The organism is Actinomadura oligospora ATCC 43269 (genome assembly GCF_000518265.1).
GTDB lineage: Bacteria > Actinomycetota > Actinomycetes > Streptosporangiales > Streptosporangiaceae > Spirillospora > Spirillospora oligospora.
The window spans coordinates 929315-955489 of record NZ_JADG01000003.1 but is presented as its reverse complement, the minus strand read 5'-3'; the positions used below and the strand labels follow the sequence as shown (position 1 = coordinate 955489).

Here is a 26175-nt window from a genome sequence, read left to right as displayed (position 1 = left end):
TCCTCGGCCGGGGCCGGGTTACATGCCGTTGGGTTCGTCGCTGAGCTGCCCGACCGCCACTAGGGCTGGCAGTGCTCGGATCCGCTCGCGGAGCTCGCGGGCTTCGCGGGCGGGGGTGGGGGTGGTGAACAGGTCGTGGTCGAGGTCGCGGAGCCGGGCGCGGCTGGTCTCTCGGATCGAGCTTGGTGGGCAGGCGTCCAGGACTTCGTCGGCGAGCGCGGCGGCGTCGCCGAACCGGTGCCGGGCGGCCTCGCCGCGGGCGAGCGTCAAGGTCGCCGCTGCCCACCCTGGTCCGCCGACGGTCTTCATGCTCTGGGACGTCTGCGCGTGGGTGCGGGCGCTGGCGTGGTCGCCGAGTTGGAGGCTGACTTCGGCGAGGTGGAGCCTGAGTTCGGGCTGGTCGAACCCGAACCGTCCTGGCTGGTCCCCGTCCGGGTCGACGGCCATCTCGTCTTGGGCACGGGCCATGATCTGGGCGGCTTCGGAGGCGTGCTGGTCACCGAGGCCGGCCAGGGACCGCAACTGGCACCAGGCGAGGATCTGGGCGCGTCGCAGGGGCGTGTCGGCGTATTCGAGGGCTTGAAGCGACAGTTCTAGGCCCTCGGCGAAGTGCTGCTGGGTGTTGGCGACCATCGCTTGTGCTCCCAGGGACCAGCAGATCAGGTGGTTCTCGCCGACTGCGGTGCCCAGGCGGGCGGCGGTGGCCAGATGGATCTGCGCGGCGGGATTGTCGGCGAGCACATACGCCAGGTTGCCGACCAGCGCCGACAGCCAGCCCGCCAGGCGCCGCAGCTCGGCCCGGTCGGCCTCGGTCTGGCGCTGGTGCAGCATCGCGGCGGTCAGCGCCCGGGTCTGGTGCACTTCGAGGGCGAGCTGGCTGGGGGGCATAGGAGGAGAAGTTGAGCGAGTAGTAGGTGACGGCGGACTGCAGTTGGTCGCGGACCAGGGGTCCGCCGGCGGCTCCTTCGGCTTCGAGGGCGAGCTGGATGGATTCGCGCAGCGCCGCCAGCGGGGTGGTGTCGTCGGAGCTTGTCATTGCCTGCCCGTCCCAGGTCGCCGTCGCTTGCCAGTGACGGTAGCGCGGGCCTCGGGCCGCCGGGGGAAGCAACACCGAGGAGGGCAGCAGGCCCAGGCTGACCAGGTCGGTGCGGTACAGGCGCGCGAGGTTTCGGCAGTAGTCCAGGGACGGCTGGGCGACCTCGCCGTGCTCCCACCGGCACAGCATGGAGGTGTTGACCGGCGGCGGAGCGAGCCCGTCAGCGCGATAGAGGTCTTGGACGGCTTCGACGACCTGGCGGCGGGACCAGCCGAACGCCAGCCGCCACGCCTCCAACGGCAGCAGGTCGGGCAGCTCGGTGAGGATGGCGGCGGCGATACGTTCCACGTCCCAGCGGGCACGCTGACCTGACCGGCGGATGTCCTGCGCCGTGCGCTGCAGCTCCGCACGTCGGGCCCGGCTGATCCTGACCGGATTCCTGGGCATCGCTCCACCACCTCACGGCGGGCTCGACACCACGGTAATCCTCCGGTCGCGGACGGAACATTGCCGCGATCGGCAATGACAGCGGCGATGACCCGCCCGGACGGCGGCATTGAGGCGCTCAGTCGCGCGGACCGACTCTCGGGAGGAGTCCGAACCCACCTGCGAGGTGACAGTGTGACGATCACCGACCTGCCGCTGCCAGACTTCACCGGCGGCGCTGCCGCCTTCGCCCGCCGCGGCGGGCAACTGCGTGTCTCCTTCGGGCCAAGGTGCCAACTCGGGTGCTGGTTCTGCCACAACGAGGGGGAGATCCCGCCCCGCATCACCCACCACGACCGCGCCATCCAGCCCCGCCGCCGCGTCCTGTCCGCGACCGATCTGCTGACCGCGATCAACGCGATGACCGCAGCCGGGATCCAGCGGGTGTTCTTCACCGGCGGAGAACCGCTGCTCTCACCGCTGGCCCGCCCGGTCCTGGAGGGCATGCCGGCGCACAGGACGAGCGAGTACACGACCACGCTCATCACCAACGGGTTGAGCCTCGCCAAGGATCTGGACTGGCTCGCGGGCACCGCCCTGGACCGGATCAAAGTCTCGCTGCACTACTTCTCCGACGCCAGCATCGCGGCGATCGCTGAGGGCAAGCCCGGCGACATCGCCAAGATCAAGGCCGGCATCGAAGCCGCCACCGAGCACATCCCGGTCGTTGAATTGAACCTGCTGCTCCAGCAGCAGAATGCCCACGAGGTCGACGCCATCATCGACTACGCCCGCAGCCTCGGCACCGGGTTGCAGATCATCGAACTCGTCGACACCGACCACAACGCCGGCCTGGGCGGAGGCAAGATCCCGTCATCCGGCATCAGTGCGAAGCTGCGGGCGATCGCGACCTCGGAGGAAGTCGTCACCTCCGGCACCGGCCAAGGACGGCGGGTCTTCACCGTCTCCGGGGTCAAGGGCACGATGACCATCGAGGTCATCGACGCCTCCCTCGGCCGCCACCACGTCGGCCAGTGCGCCACCTGCCCCTCCCGTCCGAACTGCGTCGAAGGGTTCTGGGCTGTGCGGCTGGACACCGCCGGGACGCTGGCGCCCTGCCTGCTCCGCCCCGACCTGCGCCTGGACGTCACCGGCCACACCCGTGCTCCGGCCGCCCTGCTGCGAGAGGTCAACGCTCACCTGGACGCCTTCACCGACGGGACGCTGGCATGAGCACCGCAGATCTCGCGGCCTGGCCGACCCGCTACCAGCCACTCCAAGCCGACCGGGCAGGCCTGTTCATCGTGCTGGAAGGCATCTCGGGATCGGGCAAGTCGACCGTCTCCCTCCTGCTGGCGCAGCAGCTCGGCTGCACCTACTTCCACACCGTCCCCGCCCCGGTCAGCGACCTGCAGCCCTACATCAACTCTCAAGCCGAAGCGTTCCCCCAGCTCTCCTTCTATCTCGCCGGAGCGCTGCACGCCTCCGACCTCGCCCGCTCCGCGCTCACGACCGGGCACGCGGTCGCCGACCGCTACATCAACTCCGTCATCGCCAACCACGCCGCGGTCCACGGCCTCGACAACACCACGGTGACCGCAACCATCGCCCCGTTCACCCCCTACCTGGCCGCACCCGACCTGACCATCTACCTGCACACCGACCTGGACATCCTCACCGCCCGGATGGCCTCCAAGCCCGACCTGACCCGCAGCGACACCGACCTGCTCGCCGACCGCCACTTGCTGGAACGACTCCAGGACCACTACGCCCAGATCGCCGCCACCGACCCCACCGCCTACCACCTTGATACCGGCCACCGCACCCCGGCCGAACTCGCCGACCACATCACCGCCCTGGTCTCCGTCATCACCACAAACACCTGACCAGCACCCCCGAACGCATCGCGTCCTTCCCGCGGAACCACAGGCAGACCCGGCGGTCTGGGTAACGTGGCCATCGAGGCCACCACCGACCGCCGGGAGCGACAATGGCTCACACCGAGGACTACCGGCCAGGAGTCGGTGTCCACCTCGTCCTCACCGACCCCGACGACCAGGTCCTGCTCCTGCAGCGGGCCAACACCGGCTTCGCCGACGGAGACTGGTCCGTCCCCGGCGGCCGACTCGACAACGGTGAACCCCTCCCGCAAGCGGCCGCCCGCGAAGCACTCGAAGAGGTCGGCATCCACATCGACCCCGACGACCTGGCCTTCAGCCACATCTGCCACCACGCCGACCCCGACGGCCAACATCGCATCGGCGTCTTCTTCACCGCCAGCCGCTGGAACGGCGACATCGTCAACGCCGAGCCCGACCGCTGCAGCGACCTCCAATGGGTGAAACCCGACGACCTGCCCGGCAACACCGTCGGCTACATCCGCCAAGGCATCCACGCCAGCTTGACCAGCCCCGGCAGCATCAGCCTCCACGGCTGGCGATCCCCCTGACACAAGCGCACCTCAGGGACGACCAGAACACGTCGGAAGACACCGTCGGGGTCACCTAACCGCCGTCGTGGGGCGTGCCCTCGGGGCACTGGTAGGCCGGGGATACGTCGCACCGCATCCGGTGGTCCGGCCCGTCCAAGCGACGACCGCCCTGCTCGTCCTCGGAACCTGGCGCCTCGCCCACCGCGACCTCGGCCGCTGACGAGCGCCCAACTCAACACGGGCACCTGTGTGTGAGTCCCCGAATAATCCGGGGACTCACACACATACTTCAGAGGTCAAGGTCTCCGCTCTTCGCGCGCACGGTGAGCGCCGCCCACCCGTCGCGGCTAAGAGTCAGCCGTCCAGCCCCCGGTGCCTTGCTGTCCCGGATGCCGATGTCGGACTGGAAGTCGGCTACCTCGACGCAGTTGCCGCCGTTGTTGCTCCTCTTACTCTTCCGCCACACGATGCGGGACGTTCCAGGCTGGCGCATGTCCATAGACCCGCACCCCCTTCTCGATCGGGGACCATCAGATCTCTTCGGCCGCACGGGCGATCATCACGCGAGACTCGTCGGGGTCGAGAGCTTTCGCAACGAGATGCCCATGCATGAGGCTATAACGCCCCACCTCTGCCTCTTCTTCAAGATAGAGGCCACCTGCCTGGTTCTCGACGTACGCGACGTCGGGATCCGATGCTTCCGGAAAGCACAGCATCGTGAACCCTCCGTCCATGGCCGGGTGTGCTCCGCTCCTGAACGCCAGCACTTGGACGTTGATGTGCGGCAGTTCGGCCATAGCGGCAACGTGCCGGAGCTGTTCGCGCGTCACTTCGGGGCCTCCGACGACCCGACGGATCACCGCTTCGTTGATCACGGCCCAAAGGTGGAGCGGGGTGTCCGCCGTGAGCCGCTCTTGTCGCTCCATCCGGACCTTGATCTTGCGTTCGATCTCGGCGTCGTCGTCAGCGACCGGAGCCGTCCGCAGGAATGCACGGTGGTAGTCCTGTGTCTGGAGCAGGCCGGGGATCAACTCCGACTCATAAGTCTTGACCAGGGAGCATTCACTCTCCAGGCCGACGAAGAACTGGAACCAGGACGGCACGGCGGTGCCGTACTTCTGCCACCAGCCACGTTGTCGAGCCTCCCGCGCGAGCGCCACCAGGACGTCTCGCTTCTGCTCTTCTGCCTCGTAGATCTCCAGCAACCGGCGAAGGTCGGTCGGTTTGATCCGTCTGTCCCCGGTCTCCCATCGGCTGATCGTTGACGTGCTGAAGTCGCCTTCGGCTCTCTGCGCGACCTGCTCGATGGTGAGCGCCCGCGCTTCCCGGAGACGCCTCAACTCATAGCGCAGGCGTCGGGCGCGCACCGTCGGAGTGGGACGAATCGACACAAGAGCCTCCCGTTTTGGGAAATTGCCGGTTGGGACTTGCTGAATAGGTATCCCCTGTTGCAGTGTTGACAACACAGAGGATGGCACTCCTCACAGAGCGCAGTCATGTACACAGGCAAACAGCTGGCGTGTGTTGAGCCGATCTGGTGAAAGCACGCGAGAGTGCGCTGCCGCTGACCTGCGGTCTGAGAACGCGGCGGCATCGCGTCGGGAGCGGCGCGAACGCAGACGGCCCCGGCACAACGGTGCGGCTACACCAGTGCCGGGGCCTTGACCGACTGGAAGGAGTCGGACCAATGCACAACCTATCGGACGTGGTGCCCCGGGCATCGGCGGAGACGTTTCGGGGAGCCACGACGGTTCCCGCGATGACGCTGGAGCGGATTGGGTTGCTGGCGGGTTTGCTGGCTGACCTGCGGCATTTCAAGGTGTCGGCGCGTCTGGTGTCGCCGTCGTCGGGGGAGCCGGTGCTGATGGTGGAAGCGCCGATGTCGGGGCGCTGGTTTCCGGTGACCGTGACGCGGGACGCGCAGGACAGGTGGGTGTTCGCCTGGCTCGGGCGCTGGACGGCGGCGGACGAGTCGGCGGTGGCTGCGGCGCGGATCGCCGGGATTGTGCGGTGATGGCCTGGGGGCTGGTGGTGTCGCGGCGTTTGGCTCCGCAGTATGACGGGCGGCTGGACGTCCGGGCCGTACGGGCGCGAGTGCAGGAGTGGGTGGCGGCTCGCGCTCTGCTGGTGGATCTGGACGTGGTGGATCTGGCGGTGGCGGAACTCGTGACGAACGCCGCACGGCATACCGCGTCCGGAAGGGAGGGCGGCGGGGTGGACGTCGCGGTGCACACGGTCCACGAGGCGGAGTTCACGGCGGCGCTCGCCGTCCGCGTGGAGATCACCGACGATGGCGGGGCCGTGGGCTTCCCGATGCTGCCCTGCAAGGAGGACGCGTTCGAGGACGCCGACCTGTGCGCCGAGTCCGGGCGCGGGCTGGGCCTGGTGGCCATGATGACCGACCGCTCCGGCTCAGTGCTGGTGCGCGAGGGCGAACTGCGCAGGTGGCGAGTCTGGTTCGAAGTGGCCGTCCGCGCGGACTTGGAAGGGCGAGATTGAGCGCGTAGCCGCCCGCTGCTGGACGCTTCTGCAACTGCGGCCAGAGGCGTCCGGGCACCGGGCGCCGGGGTCGTCCAGGCCAGCAGGTCGGTCGCGGGAGTGCCCGGGCCGGAGCCCTCGGCCGGATGGGTTCCGGCCGAGGGCTCCGAGGGGTCGGTCATTGGCCTCGGCGGGCGAACTCGTCGGGGGTCGTTCCGCCGGGGAAGCGGGTGGTGAAGTCGAGGACGCCCACCCAGGTCGGACGGACGGCGATGCGGACCATCGTGACGCCGGGGTGGTCAACCGCGGCGACGTTGGCGGCGCCCTGCTCTTCTCCCGCGTAGCGTCGCTGGGCGGCCTTGTACTCTTCGGCGATTCCGTCGACGTGGGTGACCTCGGCCTTGCCCCGGACGAGGAGGACCGAAGGCGGAGTGGAGGCGGCGTCGATGGAGATGGCGACGTCGGGGCGTTCCTTGAGGGCGTTGACCTTGAGGCCGCCGAAGGTGGAGAACACGATCTCGGTGCCGTTCCAGTGGAACAGCATCGGGAAGTTGCGAGGGGTCCCGTCCTTGGCGACGTAGGCGACTCGGGCCAGTTCGGTGGAGTGGAGCAACCGTTGGGCCACGTCGGTCTGGAGCAGGCGGACGTCGCCTTGGGGCAGGGTCAGCAGGTCGGTCATCGGGCGATCACCTTGTCGAGGTTGTCCAGGCACAGGATCCAGCCCTGGCGGAGGCTGGCCGCCGCGTGCTCGTCGGGCAGGCCGCTGTGGGTGAGGACGGCGTGGGTGACGCCGTCGTGCTCGGTGATGACCAGGTCGCACCGGGATCCGGTGCCAGCCTGGTCCTCCTCGCCGTGCCACGTCCAGGCCAGGTGCGACGGACGTTCGACGGCGGTGTAGGTGGCGCTGCCGGCGTGCTCGACGCCGTCGGTGTCGAGCATGACGACCCGCAGCCGTCCGCCGACCCGCAGGTCGACCTGCGCTTCGGAGGTCTCCCAGTCGGGGCCGGGATGCCACCACTTCCTGATCACTTCGGGGTTGGTCCAGGCGTCGAACACGACGTCCGCGGAAGCCCGGTAGGTGCGTTCGATGCGGACGACGGACGGTGCGACGGTATCGGTCACAGTGGTCTGCTCCTTGTCGGCCAGGTATTCCTCGACGGTGTCGAACATGCGCTCCCAGAGGGCGCGCTGTCGGTCGACCCAGGTGATCGCGTCGATGAGCGCGGCCGGGTTCAGCGCCAGCCGGTGTGTGCGGCCGACGACCCGCCGCTCGACGACGCCGGCGTCCTCGAGGATCTTCAGATGCTTGGTGATCGCCGGTTTGGAGACGCCCAGGTCCGAGGTCACCTCGCCGACCGACGCGGGACCGTCGCCAAGACGTTCGATCATGGCGCGGCGGATCGGATGGGCCACGGCCCGGAACGGATCGTTCACCATAAGGCTTACAGTACACCTTTTGGTTAACAAAAAACCCCGTGGAGCGCCCAGGGGATGAAGACCGTCCCGGCGCGAGCGCGGTGGACAGGTGCGGCTGGTGGCTTCGGCCGGGGCACGGCCATGTTCAGCGTGCGAGCGTCGTCCAGAGGATCCGGTGGTCACGGGTTGGCGTGCAGGTCGCCTGGCCGCTGACAGGGACGAGTCGCCCACGGGATCTTCGCGAAGGCCCGGACCGGGTCACGCTCGGGTGGCAGCATGATCGTCCATGAATTCCCTGGACGCCGCCCTCGAAGCCTGGCCGAGCGACGAGGCGTGGAGCGAGGTGTGCCGTCACGTCGAAGGGCTGGCCAAGCCCGCCGTCGCCGCGGTCGCGGCGAAGTTGCGGGCGTGGCCTGCGCGGATGCGTCCTATGCCCGACCGATGGTGGGCCGAACGGCAACGCGGTGACCATCGGCCGTGGCATGTGCTCGCGACCCACCGTCCGCTGAGCCGGGCCCGCGACTTCGTCATCAGCGCGGTGGCCTGCCCCAACGACCTCAGCGTCCTGCTGATCGCCTCGGGCGCCACGGGCAACAACGACCTCGGCCGTGTTCAGCTGTTCAGGCCCGACCCGGGCGGTGCCCACGAAGACGAACTGCTGATCGCGACCCTCGAAGAGGACGACACGGCCGTCGAGGCCGTGTTCAGCCCTGACGGTTCGCGGGTCACGGTGGGTTTCGCGGACCTGGGAATCGGGGTGGGGCCGGCCGTCTACGGCGTGGACGGCCGACGTCGGCACATGCTCGTCACAGGTGAGTCCTCCGGCGGTGACTTCGCCGCCGGACGGGTCGCTCAGAGCGGTGACGGCAAGCTCATCGCCGCCAGCAACACGGAGACGGGAGCGGCGATCGTCGCTGACGCGGCCACCGGCACGGTGCTGTCGCATGTCGATGACGCCTTCGGGCCGGTCGCGCTGGACCGCACCGGCCGACTGCTCGCCCACGGCTGCGGCTCCGGACTGATCGCGCTGCGAGAGGCCGTGTCCGGCGAGCTGCTGTCGACCCTCGAAACGAGGCTCACCACGCTCAACGCGCTGGCGTTCGCTCCCGACACCTCCGGCCTGCTCGCCGTCGGGGATGACCACCCGACGGCCTGCCTGATGGAAATGGAACACGACAGGTTGATGGGCGCCGCGCACGTCCGTTCGACCAATCCCGATCTCAGGCTGGACGCGACGACTCCCGTCGCCACCTACGCGGCCCGCGCGAGCTGGACGTTCCATGGCGCGCATGTGTTCGCCGCGGACGACGAGGTCGCCGTCCTGTTGGAGTGCGCGAACGGTCGGGTCCGCTGGACCTCGAAGGCCGGTCTGGTCGCGGGCTCCTTCACGCCGGACGGTCGCGTGTTCGTCGCGTCCGGGCTCGAGGACGGTGTCGTCGACGCCTGGTTCCTCAACTCCCTCCGACCCTGAGGCTGGGGCGGGAGCTCCAGAGCGTGTCGAGACGATCCTGGACGTCGGAGTACTCCGCCGCCGCATCGGTGAGGACGGCCTCAGCGGTGCGTCCTTCGCGGCGGCCGAAATGGGCCTCGGCCATGCGGGCGATGCCCAGCTGGGGCTCGGCGTCCTCGTCCAGGCCGAACATGACGGCTTCGAAGGGACCGATCCCGGCGGCGAGCAGATAGAGCAGGTCACAGAGGTCCGTGGCCACCGCGCCGACGTCGCCTTCGTCGCCCAGCAGGACGACTGGCTGCTGCTCGACCGGACGATCCGCATGGACGAGCCAGGAGGCGATCAGTGAGCCGCTGCCGTTGATGGCGAACACACGGAACTCGCGCTCGGCGTCGGCATTCTTCGTCCACGCCGTCGCCGACCCCGAGTCGAAGCGTTCGAGCATCTCGATGTCGATGTCGGGGAATTCGGGCGCGTCCTGGTAGGCGTACAGCTCCTGCAGAGCCTGGGGGAGCGGCTCGTCCGGATCCGGCTCCGGCCAGTCCGGAATGGTCCGGACGGGGAGCGCGGCGCGAACCCGTTCCGCCGAACGCAGCAGTTCGGGATCGTCCTCGTCCAGCTCGTTGAGCATGAGGCTGAACCAGATGAAGCGCCCGTCGGCGTAGTAGCGCGCTTCGAGCGTGGTCCGCTCGTCGCGTTCCAAGACGTGGACGACGTTGCCGTACTCAGCAACCCTGCTCTCCAACGCACGCGCGCGAGCCTCAGCCTCAGGCAGCGCGGTGGTGACCCCTTCGCGCAGTGGCAGCGTGTAGCCGTCCACGATGTCGATCTGTGTGAGGTAGCCGAGCACGTCGCCCCGGCCGCGTACCCGAAACGAGGGGTAACTGCCGGGAATCCGCGCGGACGCCTTGTAGACGAGCGACCACCCGTATTCGTCCACGCCCTCGGCGTCGATGCCGTCCCTGTCGGAGAACGTCGGGGGCGTGCCGAGACCGTACGTCCGATGCAGCTCGGCCAGCCGAGGGTCATCGGTACGGCAGCCGAGCAGATCCTCAAGCAACGCGAAGGACGGCATGTCGGTCATGCCTGGCGACAGTAACGCCCCACGAACCCACCCCAACCACGAAGCCTCCGACCGGGACGCTCACGTGATCATCGTCCTGGGCTCGCCACCGTCCCCACCAACACCGATGCACCTGGTTACAGGCCTCCACATTCGGATTGGCGGAACCGTACGGGTCGACCGATTCGTCCTGACGCTGTGCTCCGTAGCTGACGCGGACGACCCACCTGTCGGCCAGCTTGTCGTGAAGGGTCTGGTAGTCGCGGTCCCACAGGAGCCAGGTCGCATCGATCAGCCCGCCGACTCCGAAGGTGACGATCGACAGGATCATTCCGGAGAAGGCCCGCCAAGCGGCCCTCCCCATCCCGATGTCCTCGAAGTCCGTGCCGATCACGGTGATGCCCATGGCCATCTTCCCGAGTGTCTGGCCCCACAGCCCGAGGAACAGCGAGCAGTAACCCACGTAGAGGACGACCGCCAAGACGCCCATGTCGGTCCTGTCGTAACCGCCTTCTGCCCGCTCGGTGAAGAAGACGCTCACCACGACCCCGTTGAGCAGCGAGAGTACGAGGACGTCGATGACGTACGCGATCACACGCCGTCCGCCGCCCGCCAGTTTCATTACAGGGTCAAGGGTGCCCCGCAAGCGGGCCGTCGGGGCCGCCGCGCCCGGCTCTTCACGCCGGGCATGCGGCCTCTTCGATCCGGTCCCGCCGCGACGCCCGCTCGCGGCGGCCCCTGCAGGGCAGGCCGGGACCCACAGCCCACAAGCGATACGTTCTCATCCATGTCGTCTCGCCTCAGTCATGGCGCATCAGGGGCCTTGCGCCGCTTCGCCGGATGGGTCGCTCGCGGCTCGGTCGGGCATCCCATGCTGGACGGAATCAACTACTGGGACGAGTTGAGGGACTCGCCGTCCCAGATGGAGATCTGCTTCGCCATCTTCGCCAACGTCCTCGAACTCGACGAGCACGGTGAACCAATCAACGAAAAGTACGCAGAGCGACGTGCGGCCACATACCTCTACCGCTACTGCACAGGAAACCTTCCGCCCGGCGAAGCAGACCTTGAGCCCTGGGAGCGCAACCTCTACTGACAGCGCGACTAGTTGACCTCGCGGCGGGTCAGTCGATCGAGCGTGCGATCAGTGATCGCGGGACTACAGGGCGCCCCGTGTCCCGCCTCTTGCTCGGTTGGGTGCGAGCAGGTGACCAGCAGGGACGCCAGAGCGATAGAGGCCACCTGCCGCCCAGGACACGGTCGGTCAGCCGCCGAGACCGAACCCCTCATTGATGAAGCTGGCTAGGGTGTCACCGCCTCCGAGAAGCAGGGCCCAGCCCCAGAAGATCAGCCAGAGTGCGGTGCACAGCCAGCCGAGGACGATGCCGGTCAGCGCGGGTCCGCGCCCCACCCCGGACCGGGCGGCCCGAGCGGTGCCGAGATGGCCACAGACCAGTGCGGGGATCGCGGTCGCGCCGCAGGTCACCAGGGTCAGGATGCCGAGCACCAGGGCGGCTGTGGCCGGTCCGTTGGACGCCTTCGACGGGGGAAAGGGCGGCGGTACGGGCGGGTAGGGCGCTGAGGGCTCCACGAGGCTGGAGCCTAGGCCAGGAGTTTTCGATCTCGTGGATCGTGACCGGGAGTGGCCTCCCGGTTCTCAGATGGCCGGGGATCACGGCCCTCTCACGCGAGGCGAGGCCGCCGGTTCGGATCATCATGCGCAAGGCGACCTCGCTCGCCGCTGGCGTGGCGGCACTGATCGCCGCCGGCCTGTTCGCTGCTGCCCCAGCCCAGGCCGATCCGAACCCGCCCAGCCTCAGCGATCTCTTCAATCAGAAGGACGCCGATTCGGGGTGCACCCTTGTCATACGCAGCCCCGACAAGCCTCCCATCACTATGGAGTGCTGGCCGTAGCCGGGCCGCTGGTCCGGCCGCGACGTGTAGGGGAATGAGTTGAGGTCGCGGCGGGGAATACGCCGAAAGCCCCAGATGCACGGCGAAACCTCGGTCAAGCACGATGTCGTCGCACACGAAAGCGGACACCGCTCTTCGGTGGCCTACCCGTCCGTCCTCATCCTCATTGCCCGGCGACCTCAGCTACGTCGTCATCTTGAGTGGCGGTGAACACCGGGGCAAAAGGCCGCGTTGAGAAACGCCATGGCGGCGGGGGACGGATCGGTTGCGCGATAACGGTTGATCGAGAGCGCGACCTGATGGCGGGCGTCGGTGGAAGTGAAGGCGATCGTGAGATAGCCGGGGATGCCGCCTCCGTGGCCGTGGATCCGGACACCGCAGCTCAGCGTGGTCGATTCGATGCCGAAGCCGTTGTCGCCGGCCGTCATCTGGTGGAGCAGGTCCGGATGCACCAGGCGGCCGCCGAGGAGTGCGGCGAAGAAGCGGTTCAGGTCGTCGGTGGTCGAGACGATCTCCCCGGCGGAACCTGCCATGGTGGGGTTGAGGACGGTCATGTCGTACGTGACGTCGCGGCCGTCGCGCGGGACTGTCACGTAACCGTCGGCGTGCGGGGCGGGCAGCCACGGATTCGCGCCCGGCAGGAAGGTGCCGCGCAGCCCGAGCGGGACGACGATGCGGCGGGTGATCTCGGTCCGGAAGGACCGGCCGGTGGCCTTCTCGATGATCATGCCGAGCAGGATGTAGTCGTTGTTGGAGTAGCTGTAGTGCGTGCCCGGTGGGTTCGGGTCACGTGGCAGCGCGTTCGACAGCCGCGCCAGTTCCGTGAGCGTCCACGTTCGCCAGCGGTCGCGCGGCAGTCCGTCGTCGTCGACCAGTGCCCCGACGGGGTCGGGCAGGCCGCTGGTGTGGTTCAGCAGTTCCCGGACGGTGATGTCGCCGGCGCCGCCCTCGATCAGGCCGGGCAGCCAGTGTTCGACGGAGTCGTCCAGGCCGACCCGGCCCTCGGCGACGAGTTGGAGCACTACGGTCGCGGTGAACGGTTTGGTCACGCTGCCCGCGCGGAACCGGCCGTTCAGCGGGGGCGGGGCCGGGCGATCCAGCCGGGCGCGGCCACTGGTGCCGCGCCAGGTCGTGCCGTCCCGTCTGACCTCGGCGATCGCGCCGGCTTGGCCGGTCGCGACCAGGTTGTCGAGCGCCGTCTGCAGGGCGTCGTCACGGGCCGCGGCGTCCGCCGTGGCGGTGGTGGTGATGGCGGTGAACGCGATGACGGCGGCGGCGAGTCCGATGCTTTTGAGTCTCATGTCCCCAGAGCGTCGCAGGGCGCCCCGCGATCGACATCAGGGGTATCCCTGGGTTGTCCCCGAATTGATCGGGCTGGCTCCTCCTCGCGTCGTAGACCACGATCCGACGCGAGGAGGGACGACCAACAGCACCTGCTCAGGCAGCCGCGAGGACCAACGGCACTATCGCGGCCGGACGGGACCTCCCGCCATCCGCCAACAACGCTGTTGGGGGCTCATGACACGGTTCTTACCGGCCCCCTAGACGGACCGTGAGCGCTGGGACTATTCGGCCGCAGCGTGCCCGATCAATCCTGGTTCGTCCTGCCATGGCGTATGCGGAACCGCTTGCCGGAGCATGCATGCGGGGCATATGGGGGCACCCGCCACGCGGCCGGGCGCTGATGCCGGACGCGTGGCGGATCAGTGGCCGGCTCAGCCGTAGGACTGCGCCCAGTACTCGACGGTCTGCCGGTGCGAGAGGGTGAAGGTCGCGCCGTACTTCGTGTGCCCGGCGTTGGTGACGCGCAGGTGGCGGGGAGCGCCGTCGCAGGGCCACGTGGCGTCCTTCATGACCCTCCAGTCTGGGGGAGCTTCGCAGGCTGCCGCTAAGGGTGCACCGGTGGTGAGGGCGTCCCGGGTTGGGTGGCTGCCGTGGTGAACCGGTGGTTGTGAAGCTTGGTGTCCTCGCGCTGTGCGGGCGGGCCTCGGGTCAGGGGTGGGTGGGCGCGGTTTCGAGGGCCTCGTCTTCGCGGGCGCCGGTCAGGACGGCGTCGAGTAGTCCGGGGTAGCGGGCGTCGAGGTCGTCGCGGCGCAGGGTGACCAGGTTCTCCCGGCCGGACGGCTGCTGCCAGATGACGCCGCTCTCCCGCAGCACCCGCCAGTGGTGGGTCATGGTCGACTTCGCCGTCACGCCGATGACCTCCAGCACGCTGCTGCAATTGTGCTCGCCGCCCGCGTCGAGCACTCGGACGGCGGCGAGCCGGACAGGGTTGCCCAGGGCCGACAGGACGTCGACGACCCGGATCTGCGCGCGTTCGGGGTGGCGGTAGGTCATTGTCCGATCGTACTGCGACATTCGAACAATCTGAGGGATTGCTCTTGCCCGACAGTCCGACTGTACGTAAACATACGTACTATCACCGGACCCATGAAGGGCTCTCACATGTCGCACTCGTCCCCGGGCTCCCCGGCGCTCAGGCTGGGACTGCCCCTGGCCTTGTTGGCACTGGCCCAGCTGGTCTACGCGCTCGACCTCAACATCGTGTTCGTGGCGCTCCCCGAGATCGGCTCCGACCTCGGCTTCCCCGGCCAGACCCAGCAGCTGGTGGTCAGCGCGTACGTCGTCTTCGCGGGAGGGTTCCTGCTGTTCGGAGGCCGTGCTGCCGACCTGCTCGGACGGCGTCGGATGTTCGTGCTGGCGCTGACCCTCTACGCCGCGTCCTCGCTGGCGGGCGGGCTCGCCACGAGCGCGGAGATGATCATCACCGCGCGGGCCGTGCAGGGCATCGGTGGCGCGCTGCTCCTGCCCGCCACCCTGTCGCTGATCAACACCCTGTTCGAGGAGGGGCCAAGGCGGAACCGGGCGCTCGCCGTCTGGGGCGGCGCCGGGGCCAGCGGTCTCACCATCGGCGCGCTGCTCGGCGGGGTGCTGACCGAGAACTTCGGCTGGCCCGCCGTCTTCTACGTCAACGTCCCGCTGGCCGGGCTTGTGGCCGTCGCCGCGCTCCTCGTCATCCCGCGTGACGCCGCCCGGGGCGAGCGCCGCAGGTTCGACGTGCCCGGCGCGCTCACGGTCACCGGAGGTTCCACACTGCTCGTGTTCGCCCTGGTCGAAGGGCCGGAGCTCGGATGGGGCGACCCGATCGTGGTCGGAGGCTTCGCGTTGGCCGTCGTGCTGCTCACGGTGTTCGCCGTGGTGGAGGCTCGAAGTGCCGACCCGCTGATGCCGTTCCGGCTGTTCCGCAACCGCAGCCTCACCGTGGGCGTGAGCGTCACCTTCGTCTACATGGCGACGTTCGGGGTCCTGCCGTACTTCCTCACCGTGCTGATGCAGACCGTGCACGGCTACGGCGCGCTCCAGACCGGGCTCGCGTTCCTGATCCCGTCCGTCGCCATCGCCACCGGCACGCAGGCGGGAGAGCGACTCGCCACTCGCATCGGCAACCGCGGGACGCTCCTGATCGGCTTCGTCATCGGCGTGGTCGGCACGGCAGGGCTGGCGTTCGGCTTCGACGCGGACGCCGGGTACGGGCTGCTCGTGCCGGGCCTCATCGTCTCCGGAGTCGGGCAGGGCATCGTCTGGACGGCGATGTGGATCACGTCCGCCACCGGCACTCCCGCGCATGAGCAGGGCGTCGCCAACGGCATCGCGTCCACGACCCTCAACATCGGCAACGCGATCGGCCTGGCGGTCTTCACGGTGATCGCCGACCTCGGCACCGAGGGCAGGACCGGCGACGCCCTGCGCGCCGCCACCGCCGACGGCGAGTTCCTCGTCGTGCTGCTGACCGCCGCCGGAATGCTCGCCGGTCTCCTGGTCACGGTCAGCCTGCGGAACCGCCCCACGGCCTCCGCCCCGGCGGCGCCTCAGGAGGTCGCACCAGGCGAGGCTCATGTCGCCTGCCGCTGAACAGCGCGCATCGTGAGATGTGCTCTACGGGATCCCGAGACTCGGGACCGAACGATGAGCAGCGAAGTGGCCCTGTGCGGCTTACCCAGACATATGGCAGAAAGGGGCCGCGAGGCCCCGCAGCCCTCGTCTCCGGGCAGCCGACGCCCTGAGCGGGCCGACTCCCAGGCCGCGACGTGTTGAGGGTGTTCCTGACCGAGGACCCCCCCGGCGGTGCCGCCCGGCGCGGTGGAGTTCGCCGCCGGCGCCGACCGGTGGAGCAACCCACGCGCCCGGCTGCTGGAGGCGCTGGAGTTGGAGGTCGAACCGGCCGGGCACTTGGCTGAGCTCGCCAGCGCGCTGGAGGGCGCCTACACCCGAGTCCTGGACGGGCTCGGGTCCAACACCGCAGTGCAGTTCGTCGGCGGACGGCTCCGGGTGGACAAGCTCGGGCCGCTGGCCGAGCCGCCGCTGATGGGCGAGTTCCGCGCGCTGATCGACGGGATGCTGCCGCGGGTGGACTTCCCCGAGCTGCTGCTGGAGGTGTTCGACCCGACCAAGCCGGCGGCCGAGTTCACCCACATCTCCGGCGCCGACACAGGCATGGAGGATTTCGCGGTCAGCCTGTGCGGGCTGCTGGTGGCCGAGGCGTGCAACGTCGGCCTGGTCCCGATCGAGAAGCCGAACGTCCCCGCCCTCACCCGCGCCCGCCTCCAGCAGGTCGACCAGGGGCACCTGCGCGCCGAGACGATCTCGGCGGCCAACACGCGCCTGATCGCCGAACAGGCCGACATCGACATCGTCAACACCTGGCGCGGCGGGAAGATCGCCTCGGCCGACGGGCTGCGGTTCACCGTGCCGGTCGCCAACCTGCACGACCGCCGTCCACCTGGAACCGCGGGCCGGCTCCTACTGAACGGTATTGAACAGCGCTGACCACCGCCGACCGCACTAGCAGCAGCCGATGCCGCTCGGGTGGGCCGCATGGGCTGGGGCGGGGGCCGCGGTGCCGGGGGAGGCGGCCGTTGCCTGGGGGCCGCTGAGGAGCGCCAGCGCAGCGGCGGCGGCTCCGATGGTCATGGTGAGCGTTGCCAGTCGTCGTTTTGCGGTCACGTGCAGTTCTCCCATCTCCTGTCATGGCCGGGCTTCTCCTTCGGAGGACGGCCAGGATTTCTTCGAAGCCAGTCTCAGCTGGTGGCGACGGATTCGAGGTCGGCAGAGACGAAAATCGTTGCGTCGCCGCCGCAGCCGGCGCTCTGCCGGGAGAGATCGCCGGTCATGTTGTGCACCACCCGCATCGCCGCCGAAGCTGGAGGAACCTGGAACCGCTACGCCCCCGGCGACCACACCACGTGACCTCCAGCGCCTTCCGCAACAGCAACATGGACAATGCCGGGGTGACCCGACCAAGAGTCCGCGTCGCCGCCTACGTGATCAGGCATCGCGCGGTCCCCGAACTCCTGGTCTTCGACCACGTCGGCATGCCCCAGGCCGGAACCCAGATCCCCGCCGGCGGCATCCAGCCAGGTGAGCAGCTGGAACAAGCGGTCTTGCGAGAGGTCGCCGAAGAGACCGGCCTGCTCACCGCCTCGGTGGTCCGACACATCGCCTCGGAGGACAAGCCCCATCCAGACACCCACCAGCCGCGCCGAACCACCTACTTCCAACTTCACGCGCCCGCGACCACGCCGAACGCATGGCACCACACCGTCCGCGGGGATGGAGACGACGCCGGCCTGACGTTCGCCTGCCGCTTCCTGCCACTACCTCTCAAACAGCCGCTGGCAGACGATCAAGACGCATGGCTGGGCCTCATCGACCCTCGCTGGACGACCGCGACCGACAACCCTCAGTAACCAATGCCGAGTTGACCTCGCGAATACGCGACAGCCGAACATGCGAGCTCACCAGCATCGCGGGCCCACCGGCGACGAACGGATGGACGAGCAGGCGATACTCGTCGCCCAGGCCCCGGGCGATCGCTGAGGGCATTCTGAATCACGAAAAATTCGGCCGCACGGTTCAATGAAGACAACATCTGGCCACTTTTCCTTGAAAAGTTGACTATTAGCCGTTCATTGACAAGTATTCGGAATGCCAGGGTGAAGTCGCATTAACGCCTAGCCCCTTGGTCTGCCAGTGCAGGGGCAAGGGTGACGGCGAATTCGATTTACGACCCCTGCTGTCAGAAGTGTAACTCCGTAGAAGTTCAACTCCGGAGGAATCGTGACACATCATCAGAGAGCGCGTCGTACGGCCTGGCTGGGCACCGCGCTTGCCGCAGCTGCCCTCGTCGCCATGGCACCGGGTGTGGGCGCCGACGCATCAGCCCAGACGGCGTCCAAACCGGGTCAGACGGCCACGGTGGTCGGCACCGCGCCGAAGACTGCGGCCTCCACGCTGGCCGCGCCCACGCTGACCAGCGTCACCAGAGAAGGTGACAACTTGTCCGTGATCTGGAAGGCCTCGCCGTCGGACGGCGTCAAGGACTATGTCCTCTTCGCCGACAAGCGGCTCGCCAAACGGGTCACCACCGAGGAGACGGATCCCGAGGACCGATGGGTCTTCAACGTCGCCGCCGATGGGCTGACCGACACCGAGACGTACGCCATCGCCGCCGAGGACGGCACGGGCAACCTGTCGCCGCTGAGTAACAGCATGACGGCGTCGCCTCCGAAGACGCTGACGCCGACGCCCCAAATGGTCAGTGCGGTCATCAGGGGTGACCAGGTCACTTTGACCTGGACGGCGTCACACACCGACGAGGTGTCCGGTGAGCTCTGGTACTGGTTCTTCGTCGATGGCAAGCCGTACAAGATCAACGGGGTGCGGGACGTCACGTCCGTTACCCTGCCGGTCAGTGACTCCGATCCCGTCGACCCGACCGGCTTCAACCCGGGCGCCAAGGTCACCGTCATGGCCTCGGACTACACCCTCATCAATCATTCGGCCACGAGTAGCCCGGTGGTGGCCACCACGGGCTGATTGGCCGGCGTGTCGCTCCCTTTCTCGAAAATCCCCTCATTTTGAACCGCTCCGGGTCTGATGGAGCGGTTCAACTGTCCGCAGTGCGAGGCCGTTCAGTCCAGCTGATCGGCGAGTGATCCTGGAGCCACGCGTGGTCGGGCGCTGAATGCGGGCTCGTAGTGGTCGTCTGGTTCGTCGTCCAGTGACGTCGCAGCCGGCGTGGTTGCTCGCTTATCGCTCGGCGACATCCAACCCGAACGTCAGCAGGGGCTCCACTAGGACTTGGAGTCGGCCTGCGGCCGAGATGCCGTTGAGGAGGGCGAGTTCGGCGGTCGCGCCGTAGGTGGTGAGGAAGCCGGCCATGCCGTACTGGTCGTCGATGCTCCGGATCACGTCGCCGGGCGCGAGCTGGGGGTGGTAGGACGGGGAGCCGGGATGGCGGGCGAGGGCGTCCAGGCCGGTGACGTCCCGCAGGACGCCGGGGGTCGGCGGGTAGAGGAAGACGACGGAGGCGCCGCCGCGCGGGCGGAGCTCGGCGTCCATGATCGCGGGACGGTGGTCGAGCGCCATGTCCACGGTGGCGGCGTAGACGTCGATGCCGAGGGTTTCGGAGATCGCGCGGCCGATCGACACGCCGGGCAGGCGTGGGTTGATCTCCACGAGCTCGGGGCCGTGCCCGGTCGCGATGAACTCGGTGTGCGCGAATCCCCGTGTGTAGCCGACCGAAGCGAGTATTTGTCCGATCCAGGTGTCGATCTCGGCGCGGTCTTGTTCGGGGAGTGCCGTGGGGAAGGCGTACACCTCTTCGCGGAAGGCGGGTTCGGGCGACAGGATCCGGCTGCCGATGCCGAGGGTTCTGGTCTGGCCATCCCAGGTGAAGGTCTCGACGCTGAACAGCGGCCCGACGAGGTAGATCTCGGCGACGAACTCCTCCGCCGGTGGCGCCTCGCGCCGGAATGCGGCGAAGTCCTTGGCGTCGCGGATGAGGCGGACGTGCGCGCTCCCCGCCCCTGAGTTGGGTTTGACCAGGAATGGCGCGCCGAGTCGTTCTGCGACGTCCCGCCAGCCGGAGCTTGCTGTGAGCGGGATGCCGGTGGTGGTCGACAGGCCCGCCCGGTGTAGGTGGTCGCGCAGGCGGGCCTTGTCGCGCACCAGCCGGACGGATTCGGGGTCCTGGCCGGGGAGGCCAAGGGACGCCAAGTGGTCGAGGACGCGCATGTCGTACAGGTCCACGGTCACGAGCCCGTCGATCCGGCCGACGGCTTTCAGCGCGCGGTCGATCGCCTGCGGGTCGTCGGTGTCCACCTCGTGGACGACCAGGGCGGGGCCCGCCCCGCCGTGGGCGATGTCGTGGGCGTAGCGGGCGGGGTTCTTGGCCAGCAGGTGCAGGAGCGCGCCCCGTTCTGCGGCGGCGCGGGCCATCTGGGAGATCCCGACCATCATCCATTCGACGGACACGATATTCGGCATGCGCGGGCCGCCCGTTCGTCTCGATCAGCACTTCGACCGTCCAGCCAACCGGGATTCCCGGACGACCGGCAAGTAGCCGTTCGGGCGCCCCGAAAGTCGCGCGCAGCGCGCTTCCGAAAGCCGGGGACGGTTCGTACCGTACGAGGACATGAGATCGCTGATCGCGTCGGTCGGATGGTGGCATGCGCTGACCGGCAAGGGGCCGGTGCGGATCCTGGCGGCCACGTCCCTGGTGGACGCGTGGGGAACCGGGATGGCGTGGATCACGCTGCCGTTCCTGGCGGTCAAGACGTTGGGGCTGTCGGCGGGACGGCTGGCGTTCGCGCTGTCGGTGGCGGGGGTGTGCGAACTGGTTGCGGCGGTGCCCAACGGCGTGCTCGCGAGCCGGTTCGGCGTCCGCCGGTTCGTGGTGGCCACCCATCTGGTCCAGACGGCGGCCTTCGCCGCGCTCGCGTTCGCTACCGGATTCCCGGCGCTGCTGGCGGGCGGCGCGCTCGCGGGACTGGCGCGGGCGGGGGCGGGCGGGCTCAACCAGTCGCTCACGGTCGCCACCCTGGGCGAGGACGAGCGGGCGGGGGCGCTCGGCGCGATCCGGGCGCTCCGCAACATCGGCTACCTGCTCGGCGGCGCGGTGAGCGCGTTGGCCGTCGCCGCGGACTCGGGCGTCGCGCTTCGCGTCGGCCTGCTGGCCAACGCCGCCTCCTTCCTGGTCGGAGCAGTCTGGACGGCGCGCCTCCCCCGGGCGGGGGCGCGCGCCGCCCGGACCGATTGGTCGGTGCTGGCCGACCTGCGGTACCTCGGGTTGATCTGTAGCGCGGCGACGGTCAGCAGCGCGACGCTGGTCCTCACGGTGGGGCTGCCGCTGTGGGTGCTGGCGCATCCGGACCTGCCCGGCTGGACGGCCCCGCTGGCGTTGACGGTCAACACTGTCCTGGTGATCCTCTTCCAGTACGGGTTCTCCCGGCGGGTGCAAACCTCGGCCCGGGCGATCGCCGGCCTGCGGCAGAGCGCCCTGGCCCTCACGGGAGCGGCGGCGCTGATCGCCTGCACCGCGACGGGCGCGCCACGGCTCGTCGTGGTGGCGGTCCTGGCGCTGGCGGCGGTGGTGCTGACGGTCGGCGAACTGCTGGAGTCGCCGTCGTTCTGGACGCTCTCCTACGAGCTCGCGCCGCGCGACCGCACGAACGAGTACCTGTCGGCGTTCGAGCTGAACCGGGCGGGAGCGGCCATCGCCGGTCCTCCGGCGATGGCCGGGGTGGTCGCGCTGGGCGTGTGGGGATGGCTGCTCTACGGGACGGCCGTGCTGGTCGCCGCGCACGGCGGCGCGCTGCTGGCGGCCCGGCGGCCCGGCGTGCGCCGCGCGTCAATGATCCCGTAGCGGATGGCGGTGGTGACCGCCGAGGTCCGGTTCGCGCAGCCGAGCCGGGCCATGATCATGGCGATGTGCCGCTTGACGCCATGCTCGGAGATGCCCATGCGACGGGCGATCTGCCGGTTGGTCAGGCCGTCCGCGAGGTGGCCGAGGGTCTCCCGCTCACGCTCCGACAGGAGCGTTTCGGACGGGGCCGGCCGCGGGCACAGTCTGCGCAGCGTGGCCTCCAGCACGTCCGCTCGCAGGCCGCGCACCGGCAGGACGGCGTCGGGCCGCGGTGCCCCGTCGTCGATATCGTGCCTCCCGTCGGCGGTGTCGGGCCGCGGTGGTGGCCCGTCGGCGGCGGAGGGCCGTGGGGTTTCGTCGGGGGCGGAGGGGCGTGCTGGTTCGGCGGTGGCGGCGGACGGGTCGTCCAGCAGGATGAGCATCCGCGCCGCGTGCGGGACGGCGGCCCGCCCCGAGCCGGCGGCGGGGATGACCACGACCGCGTCGTCCCCGCGTGCCTCTGCGGCCTCCGCCGTGCCGACGAGCCGGACCGCCGCCACGATGGGCAACCCGTCCAGCACGGCCGTCATGCCCCGGCCCAACAGCAGGTCGTCGCTGACGACCGTCACGCGCAACCCGGTCACCGGAGGGCGTGGGCATCCGCAAGCGCGAGGCGGTCCAGCTTGCCGTTCTCGGTGAGCGGCAGGCCGCCGACGAGGCGCGCGCGGGCGGGGACGAGGTAGTCCGGCAGCCGCCGGGCCAGGGCGGCGCGCACCTCCAGCGGATCACCGCCGGAGCGTCCGCCCTGCGCGGTGTAGAGGAGGACGAGGCTCTCGTAGCCGCCGCCGGGTTCGCGAACCGGGACGGCCGCGCAGTCGAGGACGCCGGGCAGTGCCCGCGCCGCGCCCTCCACCTCGCCCAGTTCGACGCGGTATCCGCGGATCTTGACCTGTGTGTCCCGGCGGCCCCGGAAACGCAGCAGCCCATCGCGGTCGAGATAGCCCAGATCGCCCGTCCGGTAGACGCGGACCGGCTCGCCCCCGACCCGCACGGTGCGGAAGCGGTCGGCCGTCAGTTCGGGGTCGCCGAGGTACTCGACGGCCAGGCCGTCCCCCGCGAGGCAGATCTCCCCCTCCTCGCCGGGCGCGCACTCGCGCTCTCCGGACAGCACGAGCACGCCGGTCCGCGGCACCGCAGTGCCGAGCGGGACGCCGTCCGGACGGTCGGTGTCGGCCGCAGCGATGCGGTGGGACGTCACGAACATGCAGCTCTCCACCGGTCCATAGCAGTTGACCAGCGGAACGTCGGGATAGCGGGTGACGAACCGGCGGGCGTGGGCGGCCGAGACGCGCTCGCCGCTGATCATCACCTCGCGCAGGCCGGTGAACGCATCGAGATCAACGTCCACGAACAGGTTGAACAGCGAGCAGGCCAGATGCGCCGCGTTCACCCCGTGCCGGGCGACGAACTCGCGCAGCGTCTCGGGCGGGAAGTGGCGGTCATCAGGAATCACGCACATCCCGCCCGCCGTCAGCGTCCCCCAGACCTCCAGCGCGTACATGTCCCACGACGCGGGCGCGACCTGCGGCATCACCAGGTCCGGCCGCGCCGGCCCCTGGAACAGCCGCATCGTCGCCCGGTGCGGAGACACCACGCCCTTGGGACGGCCCGTTGTCCCGGAGGTGAAGAACACCATCGCCGGGGACGCACCGGTGACCTCGGGAGCGCGGAAGGCCGGAGCGTCCCGGGCGGCCTCCTTCAGGGTCGTCTCCGCGACGAGGCGGACCGCGAAGGGATACCTCGTTGAGTCGGCGACCGCGAACGGCGCGGACAGCCGGGCGACCAGCCCGGCCAGCCGGTCACGGGGCCAGAGCGGATCGAGGACCGAATAGGCCGCGCCGCATTTCAGCAGCGCCAGCTGGACAGCCACCAGCCGCGGCGTCCTGGGCAGGACGACCGGGACCAGGCTGCCGGAGCCGATCCCGGCGGCGGCGAAGGCGGCCGCGAAACGGTCGGCGGCGGCGTCCAGCGTCGCGTAGTCGACGGTCTCGTCCGCGTGGACGAGCGCGGTACGGCCGGGGTCGGCGGCGGCGCGCGCGGCGACCGCCTGGTGGATGAGATCGGTCATTTCGGCGTCTCCTCACCGGGCCGCGGTTGCACGGCGAACGGCCAGCGCAGCAGCGAGATCCCCAGGTTCTGGACCGCGAACACGGTGTAGTGGTGCTCCTGCGGGGGCGCGGCGGGATGCACGACGATCTCGAACACCGCGGTCCCGTGCCCGTCGTTTCGAGGCCGCACCCGCCGGACGGCCGGGGCGATCCGGGCGCGCAGCGGCGCGGGGACGAACAGCCCGACGTGGATCGGTCCCGCCGCGTCGGCCATGAACTCCGCCTCGACCCGGAAGGTCCCGCCTGCCGGGACCGTCGCGGGCTCGGTGACCGTCCCGGTGAACCGCGCGGCTCCGGCGAAGGCGTAGCCGATCGGTCCGCAGCTCAGGCAGACCCGCGCCAGGGTGTCAGGAACGCGGGAGGTGAGACCACGGCGCAGGTAGTGCCAGGCGAGGCGTCCGCACGGGCAGGCGGTGCGCGTGACGTCGGCGTCCGCTACGTCGCTGCGGTCGCCGAAGAACCGGGGGAAGCCGGCGAGATCGTCCTCGGGGTCGCCCGCTATGCGCGACGCGATGGCCCGGTCTAGATCGTGCAGCCCGCTCTGGAGCTGTTGCCGGAACCGCCGCTGCGATTCGGCCGTTCCTAGGACAGTCCGGACGGCCTTGTCGTCCACCATGGTCTCCAGACGTGTCAGCGGCTCCCGCAGAGGATGCCGCCCGGTGAGGAATCCTGGTGCGAGAAGGCCGCGGCTCCGGGAGCTCACCTCGCGCAGGAGTTCCCGAAACACCGTGTCGGCAGTGGACGCGACCGGATGCGCGTCCCGGCCCGCGTCCACATCCCGGCCCGCGTCCACATCCCGGCCCGCGTCCGGGGCTCGGTCCACGCCGCAGTCCGGGGGCGGGGGCGGGGGGTAGGTGGACGCGGGGAGTCCTACCTGGACGAACGACGGGTACGGGTGCAGGTCGCGCAGGCTGGTGTTCAGCAGGCGCGCGGTACTGCCGCCCCGCCCGGCGAGCCAGGCCCGGTTCTCCACGCGAGCCGACTGGTGCATCCCGACGCCCGCGACGACGGTCTGGGCCACGCCGTCGATGGCGTTCAGCATCAGCCGATAGCCCGGCCCGTAGGTGGCCAGGTCGGACAGCGCCCCGCTGTCGCAGCCGCTCAGCACGACCTCGGCGGCGCGGACCAGATGCGCGGGGATCAGTTTCTCCTCGGGCCGGAAACACCCGCACCCGTGGGCGCACTGCGGACCGGGACGCTCGTCCCGGACGCCGGGGTGGCGTCCGCACACGGTGAACGGGCCGAGGTTGATGCTGTCCTCGGTGCCGTGCCCGTTGAACAGGACCCGGCCCCACGTCTCGTCCAGGGTGAGGTTGCGGACGTCGGTGCCGTCCATCGCGCGGGCGTCCACGTAGCGCGCGCCGGTGGGGAGCGGTTCCTGGTCCAGGTCGGTGAACAGCGCCGTGGTGGCGGCGACGACCGGGGCGGCCGCCGCGTACTGCTTGGCGATCATCCAGCTCAGCGAGTACGCGTCCCGGCCGGTGAGCAGGAAGACGTCCCGTCCGGCCAGATACGCGTCCACCAGCGTCCGGCCGAACCGGTCCATGCGCAGGTCGCGGTCGAGGGCCACGACGAGCAGCGGCCCCTCACCGGAGGATGGCAGGGTGTCGGTCCAGTCATGGGCGAGCGGACGCCCCAGGGCGAGGATCTCCACCGGGATCGCGTCCGCCCCGAGCACCGTCGCGACCTCGCAGACCGGTGGCCGCCGCAGCCGGTCGTACAGGCCCGCGGACCGCCGCACGGACTCGGCCAGGTCGGCACGCTCGCCCACCCACACCGGGATCGCGCTGTCGCTCCCGGCGCGGAACCGCTCGACCGCGACACCGAAGTCCGCCGGGCCGGCGATCGACTGGAAGACGGCCCCAGTCATGCGCCGGCTCCGCGACGCTCGATCTCGGCGGCCAGTGCGGCGACGGTCCGGTGCTCGAAGATCGCCCGGCGGGGCAGGTCGCAGTCCAGCTCGTCACGCAGCCGGGAGGCCACCCGCATGGCCAGCAGCGAGTGCCCGCCCGCCTCGAAGAAGTCGTCGTCCTCGGCGAGCCGGTCGAGCCGCAGCGCCTCCCGCCAGACCTCCGCCACCCGCTCGTGGAGCGGCGGCTCAGGCATCC

General features: G+C 69.7%; 29 protein-coding genes. 13 read left to right on the top strand and 16 right to left on the bottom strand.

The genetic code is table 11. From position 1 onward, the window contains the following. Nucleotides 1-18: 18 nt before the first annotated feature. Nucleotides 19-888, bottom strand: coding sequence for an NsdA family TPR-like regulatory protein (locus tag P696_RS52025; protein ID WP_211245596.1), 870 nt, complete (start codon nt 886-888; stop codon nt 19-21). Nucleotides 889-1657: 769 nt separating this feature from the next. Between P696_RS52025 and P696_RS0103820 the strand changes: the two genes are divergently transcribed. The 3 genes from P696_RS0103820 (at nt 1658) to P696_RS0103810 (ending at nt 3911) form a co-directional block, all read left to right on the top strand. Continuing rightward, nucleotides 1658-2695 (top strand): radical SAM protein, encoded by a 1038-nt coding sequence (locus P696_RS0103820; protein WP_064743856.1) that lies wholly within the window; start codon nt 1658-1660, stop codon nt 2693-2695. Next, nucleotides 2692-3348, top strand: coding sequence for a dTMP kinase (locus P696_RS43105; protein WP_034482807.1), 657 nt, complete (start codon nt 2692-2694; stop codon nt 3346-3348). The genes P696_RS0103820 and P696_RS43105 overlap by 4 nt, the downstream gene beginning before the upstream one ends. Before the next feature lie 104 nt (nt 3349-3452). Beyond that, nucleotides 3453-3911 (top strand): NUDIX hydrolase, encoded by a 459-nt coding sequence (locus P696_RS0103810; RefSeq protein WP_026411282.1) that lies wholly within the window; start codon nt 3453-3455, stop codon nt 3909-3911. 271 nt (nt 3912-4182) lie between these two features. Here P696_RS0103810 and P696_RS0103805 read toward each other — a convergent pair whose 3' ends face one another. Both P696_RS0103805 and P696_RS0103800 read right to left on the bottom strand, forming a co-directional pair. Next, the gene (locus P696_RS0103805; protein WP_245627485.1) at nt 4183-4359 is read right to left on the bottom strand and encodes a DUF397 domain-containing protein; all 177 of its coding nucleotides are present in this window, start codon (nt 4357-4359) and stop codon (nt 4183-4185) included. Between the two features lie 64 nt (nt 4360-4423). Next, complete coding sequence (locus P696_RS0103800) at nt 4424-5284, bottom strand: helix-turn-helix domain-containing protein (RefSeq protein ID WP_026411280.1); 861 nt, start codon at nt 5282-5284, stop codon at nt 4424-4426. A gap of 368 nt (nt 5285-5652) precedes the next feature. On the opposite strand from P696_RS0103800, the gene P696_RS0103795 reads away from it, so the two are divergent. Further along, the gene (locus P696_RS0103795) at nt 5653-5907 is read left to right on the top strand and encodes a hypothetical protein (protein WP_157429499.1); all 255 of its coding nucleotides are present in this window, start codon (nt 5653-5655) and stop codon (nt 5905-5907) included. Continuing rightward, entirely contained in the window at nt 5907-6392 is a 486-nt protein-coding gene (locus P696_RS43100; RefSeq protein WP_034482805.1) for an ATP-binding protein, read from the top strand. Before P696_RS0103795 ends, P696_RS43100 begins: the two co-directional genes overlap by 1 nt. Before the next feature lie 157 nt (nt 6393-6549). On the opposite strand, the gene P696_RS0103785 is transcribed toward P696_RS43100, so the two are convergent. Together P696_RS0103785 and P696_RS52020 are read right to left on the bottom strand one after the other, a co-directional pair. Further along, a complete protein-coding gene (locus tag P696_RS0103785; RefSeq protein ID WP_026411278.1) occupies nt 6550-7050 on the bottom strand; it encodes a pyridoxamine 5'-phosphate oxidase family protein in 501 nt (166 codons plus the stop codon). Beyond that, on the bottom strand, nt 7047-7808 hold the full coding sequence (locus tag P696_RS52020; protein ID WP_051466740.1) for a metalloregulator ArsR/SmtB family transcription factor: 762 nt from the start codon (nt 7806-7808) through the stop codon (nt 7047-7049). The genes P696_RS0103785 and P696_RS52020 overlap by 4 nt, the downstream gene beginning before the upstream one ends. Nucleotides 7809-8073: 265 nt before the next feature. On the opposite strand from P696_RS52020, the gene P696_RS0103775 reads away from it, so the two are divergent. Further along, on the top strand, nt 8074-9258 hold the full coding sequence (locus P696_RS0103775) for a WD40 repeat domain-containing protein (RefSeq protein ID WP_026411277.1): 1185 nt from the start codon (nt 8074-8076) through the stop codon (nt 9256-9258). Here P696_RS0103775 and P696_RS52015 read toward each other — a convergent pair. After that, a complete protein-coding gene (locus P696_RS52015; RefSeq protein ID WP_051466738.1) occupies nt 9239-10321 on the bottom strand; it encodes a hypothetical protein in 1083 nt (360 codons plus the stop codon). The genes P696_RS0103775 and P696_RS52015 overlap by 20 nt on opposite strands. Further along, nucleotides 10290-10922, bottom strand: coding sequence for an RDD family protein (locus P696_RS0103765; RefSeq protein ID WP_084336725.1), 633 nt, complete (start codon nt 10920-10922; stop codon nt 10290-10292). Before P696_RS0103765 ends, P696_RS52015 begins: the two co-directional genes overlap by 32 nt. 66 nt (nt 10923-10988) lie before the next feature. Between P696_RS0103765 and P696_RS59175 the strand changes: the two genes are divergently transcribed. Next, nucleotides 10989-11396, top strand: a complete 408-nt coding sequence (locus P696_RS59175; protein WP_425394120.1) for a DUF7677 family protein — start codon at nt 10989-10991, stop codon at nt 11394-11396. A 168-nt stretch (nt 11397-11564) separates the two neighbouring features. On the opposite strand, the gene P696_RS52010 is transcribed toward P696_RS59175, so the two are convergent. Beyond that, on the bottom strand, nt 11565-11891 hold the full coding sequence (locus P696_RS52010) for a DUF4190 domain-containing protein (RefSeq protein WP_084336721.1): 327 nt from the start codon (nt 11889-11891) through the stop codon (nt 11565-11567). 125 nt (nt 11892-12016) lie between these two features. On the opposite strand from P696_RS52010, the gene P696_RS0103750 reads away from it, so the two are divergent. Beyond that, nucleotides 12017-12214 carry a hypothetical protein gene (locus P696_RS0103750; RefSeq protein WP_157429498.1) on the top strand — a complete coding sequence of 66 codons (198 nt, stop codon included), beginning with the start codon at nt 12017-12019 and terminating at the stop codon, nt 12212-12214. A gap of 191 nt (nt 12215-12405) precedes the next feature. Here the strand turns inward: P696_RS0103750 and P696_RS0103745 are convergent, their stop codons facing one another. The 3 genes from P696_RS0103745 to P696_RS0103735 all read right to left on the bottom strand — a co-directional run bounded on the left by P696_RS0103745 (nt 12406) and on the right by P696_RS0103735 (nt 14551). Beyond that, a complete protein-coding gene (locus P696_RS0103745) occupies nt 12406-13515 on the bottom strand; it encodes a serine hydrolase domain-containing protein (RefSeq protein WP_051466735.1) in 1110 nt (369 codons plus the stop codon). A gap of 414 nt (nt 13516-13929) precedes the next feature. Then, complete coding sequence (locus tag P696_RS55645; protein ID WP_157429497.1) at nt 13930-14067, bottom strand: hypothetical protein; 138 nt, start codon at nt 14065-14067, stop codon at nt 13930-13932. A gap of 139 nt (nt 14068-14206) precedes the next feature. Beyond that, on the bottom strand, nt 14207-14551 hold the full coding sequence (locus tag P696_RS0103735) for an ArsR/SmtB family transcription factor (RefSeq protein ID WP_026411272.1): 345 nt from the start codon (nt 14549-14551) through the stop codon (nt 14207-14209). 93 nt (nt 14552-14644) lie between these two features. Between P696_RS0103735 and P696_RS43080 the strand changes: the two genes are divergently transcribed. The 4 genes from P696_RS43080 to P696_RS0103710 all read left to right on the top strand — a co-directional run bounded on the left by P696_RS43080 (nt 14645) and on the right by P696_RS0103710 (nt 19090). Beyond that, nucleotides 14645-16126, top strand: a complete 1482-nt coding sequence (locus P696_RS43080) for an MFS transporter (RefSeq protein ID WP_245627484.1) — start codon at nt 14645-14647, stop codon at nt 16124-16126. Between the two features lie 213 nt (nt 16127-16339). Then, on the top strand, nt 16340-17041 hold the full coding sequence (locus P696_RS0103725; protein WP_026411271.1) for a Tn3 family transposase: 702 nt from the start codon (nt 16340-16342) through the stop codon (nt 17039-17041). Nucleotides 17042-17457: 416 nt separating this feature from the next. Then, nucleotides 17458-17961: an NUDIX hydrolase gene (locus tag P696_RS0103720; RefSeq protein WP_211245595.1), complete on the top strand. Its 504-nt coding sequence runs from the start codon at nt 17458-17460 to the stop codon at nt 17959-17961. A 442-nt stretch (nt 17962-18403) separates the two neighbouring features. After that, nucleotides 18404-19090 (top strand): hypothetical protein, encoded by a 687-nt coding sequence (locus P696_RS0103710; RefSeq protein WP_157429496.1) that lies wholly within the window; start codon nt 18404-18406, stop codon nt 19088-19090. 213 nt (nt 19091-19303) lie between these two features. Here P696_RS0103710 and P696_RS43075 read toward each other — a convergent pair whose 3' ends face one another. Beyond that, complete coding sequence (locus P696_RS43075) at nt 19304-20530, bottom strand: ATP-grasp domain-containing protein (protein WP_157429495.1); 1227 nt, start codon at nt 20528-20530, stop codon at nt 19304-19306. A gap of 160 nt (nt 20531-20690) precedes the next feature. Between P696_RS43075 and P696_RS0103700 the strand changes: the two genes are divergently transcribed. After that, a complete protein-coding gene (locus P696_RS0103700) occupies nt 20691-21920 on the top strand; it encodes an MFS transporter (RefSeq protein WP_026411268.1) in 1230 nt (409 codons plus the stop codon). Here the strand turns inward: P696_RS0103700 and P696_RS58670 are convergent. From P696_RS58670 to P696_RS0103680, 4 genes are read right to left on the bottom strand one after another with little or no spacing between them, the layout of a single operon-like run. Continuing rightward, a complete protein-coding gene (locus P696_RS58670; protein ID WP_026411267.1) occupies nt 21830-22543 on the bottom strand; it encodes a helix-turn-helix transcriptional regulator in 714 nt (237 codons plus the stop codon). The genes P696_RS0103700 and P696_RS58670 overlap by 91 nt on opposite strands. Then, entirely contained in the window at nt 22540-24027 is a 1488-nt protein-coding gene (locus P696_RS43065) for an AMP-binding protein (protein ID WP_051466730.1), read from the bottom strand. Before P696_RS43065 ends, P696_RS58670 begins: the two co-directional genes overlap by 4 nt. Beyond that, complete coding sequence (locus tag P696_RS0103685) at nt 24024-25937, bottom strand: hypothetical protein (RefSeq protein WP_026411266.1); 1914 nt, start codon at nt 25935-25937, stop codon at nt 24024-24026. Before P696_RS0103685 ends, P696_RS43065 begins: the two co-directional genes overlap by 4 nt. Beyond that, on the bottom strand, nt 25934-26173 hold the full coding sequence (locus P696_RS0103680) for a phosphopantetheine-binding protein (protein ID WP_026411265.1): 240 nt from the start codon (nt 26171-26173) through the stop codon (nt 25934-25936). Before P696_RS0103680 ends, P696_RS0103685 begins: the two co-directional genes overlap by 4 nt. Nucleotides 26174-26175 lie beyond the last annotated feature (2 nt).